8 protein-coding genes are annotated in these 6,434 nt (G+C 35.7%); 3 read left to right on the plus strand and 5 right to left on the minus strand.

Features of this window, described 5'->3' with window-relative positions; translation table 11 throughout:
• Position 1: 1 nt before the first annotated feature.
• Together VF06_RS35200 and VF06_RS35205 are read left to right on the plus strand one after the other, a co-directional pair.
• Positions 2-538, plus strand: a complete 537-nt coding sequence (locus VF06_RS35200; protein ID WP_099071284.1) for a hypothetical protein — start codon at positions 2-4, stop codon at positions 536-538.
• Between the two features lie 134 nt (positions 539-672).
• The gene (locus VF06_RS35205; RefSeq protein WP_257207669.1) at positions 673-1,332 is read left to right on the plus strand and encodes a LuxR C-terminal-related transcriptional regulator; all 660 of its coding nucleotides are present in this window, start codon (positions 673-675) and stop codon (positions 1,330-1,332) included.
• A gap of 4 nt (positions 1,333-1,336) precedes the next feature.
• Here VF06_RS35205 and VF06_RS35210 read toward each other — a convergent pair whose 3' ends face one another.
• Genes VF06_RS35210 through VF06_RS35220 form a run of 3 tightly spaced genes read right to left on the minus strand, consistent with a single transcriptional unit; the run spans position 1,337 to position 3,747 of the window.
• Positions 1,337-1,954, minus strand: a complete 618-nt coding sequence (locus VF06_RS35210; RefSeq protein WP_099071285.1) for a DUF6753 family protein — start codon at positions 1,952-1,954, stop codon at positions 1,337-1,339.
• 55 nt (positions 1,955-2,009) lie between these two features.
• Positions 2,010-2,816, minus strand: coding sequence for a hypothetical protein (locus VF06_RS35215; protein ID WP_099071286.1), 807 nt, complete (start codon positions 2,814-2,816; stop codon positions 2,010-2,012).
• A gap of 22 nt (positions 2,817-2,838) precedes the next feature.
• Positions 2,839-3,747: a P-loop NTPase family protein gene (locus VF06_RS35220; RefSeq protein WP_099071287.1), complete on the minus strand. Its 909-nt coding sequence runs from the start codon at positions 3,745-3,747 to the stop codon at positions 2,839-2,841.
• Between the two features lie 316 nt (positions 3,748-4,063).
• Here VF06_RS35220 and VF06_RS35225 point away from each other — a divergent pair, with 316 nt between their 5' ends.
• The gene (locus tag VF06_RS35225; RefSeq protein WP_099071288.1) at positions 4,064-5,011 is read left to right on the plus strand and encodes an RpnC/YadD family protein; all 948 of its coding nucleotides are present in this window, start codon (positions 4,064-4,066) and stop codon (positions 5,009-5,011) included.
• Positions 5,012-5,074: 63 nt separating this feature from the next.
• Here VF06_RS35225 and VF06_RS35230 read toward each other — a convergent pair whose 3' ends face one another.
• Both VF06_RS35230 and VF06_RS35235 read right to left on the minus strand, forming a co-directional pair.
• Entirely contained in the window at positions 5,075-5,356 is a 282-nt protein-coding gene (locus VF06_RS35230) for a hypothetical protein (protein ID WP_096542864.1), read from the minus strand.
• 122 nt (positions 5,357-5,478) lie between these two features.
• A complete protein-coding gene (locus tag VF06_RS35235) occupies positions 5,479-6,201 on the minus strand; it encodes a hypothetical protein (protein WP_244918228.1) in 723 nt (240 codons plus the stop codon).
• Positions 6,202-6,434 lie beyond the last annotated feature (233 nt).

Raw genomic sequence — 6,434 nt, forward strand, 5'->3', positions numbered from 1 at the left:
CATGTTGAAGACCATACTACTACTTTCTTTAATATCAGGATTGGATGGCTTTACAAAACCATCATTAGATTTAAATCAAAAATTTTCTCAACAGGTTGATAATACAAAATTACCAAATACTTCAAAGCAGATTATAGCTCAAAGAAAAGCTCCTATAAATAGTCCTAAAAATACTTCTACTACAAAAGAAACTTATCCTACACTTGAAGTAGACGGATTTTTGTTTCAATTCAAAGGATGTAAATCAACAGAACCGAGGGTAACGAGGTGTGATTTAGTAGTAAAAAATACAACACGAGAAAGAAGAGGACTGTCCATAGGAAGTAGAACAAGGATAATAGATGATTTAGGCAATGAGCTTGATGCCTCATCTTTCACTTTGGGATCAAATCAAAATAATTGGCCTCAAGCAGTAAACGACCTTCCAGCAAATACATCTCTAAAAGCTAATATTATATTTCGTGGAGATATAGGAAGTAATATAATTTTGTTGGATATTCGTGCAAACAATAGCCAGATTGAATTTAGACAGAAATAGTTTTTAGTTTTTTATCTTGACAATTCTCCTCATTGCTTAAGTGAAACTTGATTCAAGTTAGGAATTATTTGGAGTTTTAAAGATGCACTTAACTCAATAAATTAATTACCAAAAACTGAAAAGAAGGAATAGAAATTGTTGACCAACAAAAGCCAGATATCGTGGTGATAAATATTGATTTACCTGATATCAATGGCACTGATGTCATAAGTTTAATTAAATGCAAACACACGTCAATTAAAATAGTGGTTATGACTGCAAATAGCAGCCGAGATACCATTAACGCAGCAATTAGTAATGGCGCAGACTGCTACTACTGTAAAAATAATGCCAGGGAAGAAGTAGGAGAAAGATTCATTGAAGCAGTAATGGCTGCATACAATAATGAATCATGGATTGACCCAACTATTAGTCGCATTTTGATTGATAATCTTAGGTCAAATGACACAGCCGATAGAGATTCACTAGATTTGTTAAGTGATTTCTCTAATAAAGAAATTACAGTTCTCAAATTAGCGGCTGGTGGCATGAAAAATAATGAAATTGCTAATGTCATGTATGTTTCCGAAGGTACAGTCAGGTCATATTTACATAATTCATTTATCAAGTTAGGAGTCAAAGATAGATTAAACGCTATCCGGGAAGCTATCCGCCTGGGAATCCTCAGCTTTGCAGACATGAAAATCGAAGAAGAAGTTACTCAAGCAACCCACACCAAAGTCAAAACTAACCACAATAGTCAAAAGGATACAGCTAAAACAAGTAATAAGGGATACAAAGGCTGGGTTGCCTAGAAAATTAATCAACTGCAATTATGCAGCCGCCTGAATACTTCTTCTGCTGGCGGCAAGTTTTAATGATGGCAGCGTTTCTAACATAAATACTACGTGCTACCTTACCTTCATTGGATTTAGCCCAATCCAGAAGCTTTTTATCTTCAGGTTGTAAAATAGCAGTTCCAGAAGCCGCCTGCTGAAAAGTTACACTTTCAGCAATAGTTTTGTATGTAAAAACACCAATTGCAGATCCCAAAGCCAGGACAAAACCCAACACTCCCGCTACTTGTGCCAATCGCCAATTACTTACACCCAAGAGAGGCAATGCCCCACCAGCTTGCTTAGTCATCTTAATTAGATCCTTAGCGGCTTGGGCGATCGCACTTTTTTGTTGTATTGCTACCTTAGAAGCACTATTTAACTTATCGTCTACCATGTCAGTCCAACCCACCACAAGCGAGTCAAGCCTACCAGGTAGTTGCTGCAACGCAAATTGGGTTGTACCTAGTTCCGCGTATAAGTTAAACAAGGGGTCATCAGGTCGAACACCTAATTTAAGTATCCAATCAGTAACCTCTGCTTTCTTTTCTTCAGAATATTCTGCGATAACTTTTTCAACAACTTTTGCAATATTAGTCATAGGTTGTTTAAACAGTTAATTTAAAACCTCACTGTCAATTTGGGAAAGCTCATACTTACCATTCTTCAGATTCAATATCTTCATTTACATCAAAATTGGAAGGATGTTGTTGATTTGTACCTACAGAAGCTAGTTCTGTACAGTGATTACCTAATCCTAAATAATTCAAAGCAATCTCATTAGAAACAATAGAATTATTAAAATTCTCTATCCAGTTGAATACTATCGAACGCTGAATAGTATTAAGAGGCGAGTTAGTTTCAATAAGTTGAGCATAGGGTAAACCAGTATCCTCAAGCAACTCGTAAAATTCGTTATGCAATCCCCCCAAAACTAGCTCCAAGCCATTTAATTTTTTAATATCAGCTTGGAATTGACTACCTTCATAGTATCGAAATTGCTTGCCAAAGTAATAATTTTTGATAACAACATAGTCAACTTGACTACCAAAATGCTGGTATAAATCCTCAAGGTAATCTTCAACACAGTCTTTACGATGTGATATCGGGTGCAAGAAAGTAACACGATATCCGAAATGGTTAAGATTTTCTATCAGTGAAACATCTTTATCAAAAAACTTAAACTCTTGATGGTTTTGACCTGGCATATCTGTCAAAACTACATCAATATTTGGAAACATTTCTAAGTCAAGTAATAATCTATCTGAATCGCCCCTAGACAATCCCAAATGGTTTATTTCAAAACCTTTTGATTTATACATCGACAGTTTGTTACGATAACCGTGGTAGAAAATACGCGCATTGCATTTACTTTTCAAGTACAATTCCAGCAAGAGCCGAGAAACTGTAGACTTACCCACACGAGCATCACCCGATGTAATTACAAAACGCTTTCCAAACATAAAAACCAAGCAAACTATTCAATTAAGCAGCTATATCTTCAGATGGTAAATTTGCATCTTGGTTTTTAGCTTTTTCTTTTTCTTCGTTTTCTCTAAGCTCTTTAGACTTTTCCACAACTGCTGGGTAGTAACAGTCATCTGATTGTATATCAAAACCCAATAAATTAAATGCTGGCTTAATTTGCGCTTCAAACTCAGCAAGCCAAGATTTAATTCTTGACTTAATTACAATATTTGTTTCTTTATGAGTCTGACCTTCATTAAAGGTTAAAGCATGGCGGTCAAGAAAGTCATAAGACTTGTAGAATAAATCTGGCATTACAAGTTCTATTAGACCTTCTGCAAGCATATTCTGACGTAGGGAAGAGTCATTATATCGCTCAAACTTTTCTTCTTCACCATGAAACAGATTTTTGACAACAATATAATCTACTTGGTCTTTACAAAGTTCACGAAGTTTTTCTAAAACATTTATAGAATCAAGAACTCTACTAATGACTGAAACCATTGTTACTCGACAATTAATTTCAGTTTTTAAAACTTCAAAAAATGCAAGCTCTTTGACATAACTTTCAAAGAAACCTCCAGATTGTGCAGGTAAGTCTAATAATGTGATAGGACAATCACTCTCATCTAGATTAATTAATAAATCGTCAGCACCACCTCTATGAAAAATATCAATATAACGTATTATAGGGCGGTAATCTTTTTGAAAATATCTTTCTATCTGGGGATTCCTTAAGTCAGCCTCATAAGCAACACAGGGTAGATTTTTATTAATGTAAAGTTGAAATACTGCTCGCGCAAAGGTACTTTTACCCACGCCACCTTTATCACCTGTTATAATTATCAGCCGCTTTTGAGGCTTACTATTAGTATTGGAGGAAGTATTATTTGACATGGCTGGTTGTTCTTTATTTTTTTGAGGCATAATATTTTTTTGCAAAGTAAATAAACTTTGTTGTATTAGATTAATGTCAATCTAAATTTTTAAATTTATAAACACAAAATCAATAGATTAAATTAATAAAATAAAGAAATTAGCAACTATATTGCTCAACAAAATTTTCCTAATTTATTTTGAATAAACTACTTTGAGTATGTAACCTTTCGTTCAAAAAGCCAAGCAACAAAATTCCACATTAAACCAACATTTGTTGATATGTAAATTAGTTATAAATTTTATGTAGTTTAAATTTACTTGACTTTCAAAAAGGGCATTATGATATTTTGATCGGAAATAATCTATGAGTGAAGTACGAGCTGATTATGATGGTGCTTGGAAGGAAGGTGTAGAACAATATTTTGAAGCGTTTCTTGCGTTTTTCTTTCCAGAGATTCAAGCAGAAATTGACTGGGAGAGAGGCTATGAATTCCTCGACCAAGAGTTGCAGCAGTTGATGAGAGAATCTGAAATTGGTAAACAATTTGTCGATAAGCTAATCAAAGTTTGGCTAAAAGATGGAAAGGAAACTTGGTTGCTTATTCACCTGGAAATCCAAAGCCAAGTAGATACCAACTTCCCTAAACGGATGTTTTCATATCACTACAGAATCTTTGACCGTCATAACCAAGAAGTGGTTAGCTTGGCAATTCTGGGGGATAATCAAGCCAATTGGCGACCACAAGAATATAGTTATGGTCGTTGGGGATGTCGATTGAGTCTTCAGTTTCCCATTGTGAAACTACTGGACTATGAATCTCGTTGGTCAGAATTAGAACAAAGCGATAGTCCTTTTGCCGTTATGGTGATGGCGCACCTGCGAACACAAGCGACAACTCAAGATTTAACTAGTCGTTTGCAGTGGAAGTTGAGCTTAATTAAACGAATGTATGAGTTAGGCTATAGTAGAGATAAAATCCAGCAAATCTTCCGGTTGCTAGACAGATTAATGACTCTACCACCAGAGTTAGACTTAAATTTCAAAGCAGAATTGGAGCGTTTTGAGGCTGAACAAGAAATGACATACATGACAAGCATAGAACGCATAGGTATAGCAGAAGCTACCCAGAAATATATTGCTCAAATCCTAACAATTCGATTTAAAGATGTTCCTACTGAATTAGTAGAAAAATTAAATAAATTATATGATATTGAGTTATTGAATCAATTGTTAGAAAAAGCAGTAACTACAGGTTCAATATCTGAGTTTGAGCAACAATTAAGTCAGGAAGATACAAATACACAGTATTAAAGTTGCACGGAACGCTGGCCGTATAGTCATAAAATTCTAACTACCAGCCAACTTTTTTTGCTTTCAAATACAAATTAATTCCCCAATTAAATCTGCTGCTCGTTCTCCATATTTTTGCTGAATAGCATCCCTGTACGGCAAGCAATCTTCACTTAAAAAGTCGCGGATAAATAGAGAAAAATTAAATCCTCTTTTCGAGTCCACGTATTCTGCTAATTCAATATTAAACAGTGATTTAAATTCATCCTCTCTTTGTTTGAGTGCTGAATATTTAGTTAAATTGTTGGCTTGGAAGATTGGTTCAACTGCTTGATTAAACAGTTTTTCCATTAAGATATCTTTCATATCTCCTTCTATATTTCTGTACCAAATTTTACTCACAAGTATAATAACTTCTGTAAAGCTGAATCACCTCTTTTTGTACAGTTAAAATCTAAAATAACAAACATCTTACCGCCTGATGTCCCTCATCTTTCCCAAAATTTTTCGCTTTCCAACTCCAAGGAAAATGGTAAACATGCAGGATTGGCAGTCGCCCACTCGTTAGCTTCTGCAATTAGAGTTTCGTTACCCGAATCGAGGTAGAATTGCATTTTGGTACGTTGCTCTAAGCGATCGCGTTCTTGAGTGCTGAGAATATGTCCCGTGATTACGCAGTATTGGCGCACCTTAGCCTTAGCTTGGGTTAAAGCCATTAGCCGTAGTTTTGTCACTCGCTTGAGTTCCTCGATGCGGTAGGAAACATCAGCAGTCTCTTCACCAACAGATTCACCGTGCAAGCCGTTGTTGGGGTTTTGGAGTGGTTGTTCTAATGGAACCGCAGCAGGTATCGAAACTACACCCAGCCCGTTATCCTCCGTTTTAAATAAGTTTTGATTATCAATTTTTGACGACGTGCCGGAGCTACACAGGGATATAAAATCCTGATCAGAACTGAATTGATTTGATTGTAAAATATTTGTATGGACTGAATTCTGTAATTTAATACTGCTTTTATTTGAATCAATTTCAGCAGTATTAAAAGAATTTATAAATTCAAGATTTTCCGCAGGCTGGATTACAGCTGAGTCTGACTGAGAAACATCAGACTGTTCAAGGACCTCTGCTGACTCCAGCCCTTGAAGGGCTGTAGCAGCAGGAGGTAAACACTTACACAAAACCTTCATATAGAAAGAATGAACGTAATTCAATACTGCTCGGTTAAGGAGAAATAGAGGTAAAACAAAGAAAATTTTGTTCGCGAATGTTTTACGCGAACAAGATGATTGGACTTACTTTTTCTCTTTGAGGCTATCGTACAAGTCCACCCAATTTTGACGAAGAGAGTCGATGCAGGAAGTTAAGTGATCGATTTGAGTTCTTCTAGCCACAGAGAGGACAGCATCAATATGAGCAGGGCTTCCAGCCTTACCCAAATGCTTAT

This window comes from Nostoc linckia z4 (genome assembly GCF_002608075.1).
Taxonomy (GTDB): Bacteria; Cyanobacteriota; Cyanobacteriia; order Cyanobacteriales; family Nostocaceae; genus Nostoc; species Nostoc linckia.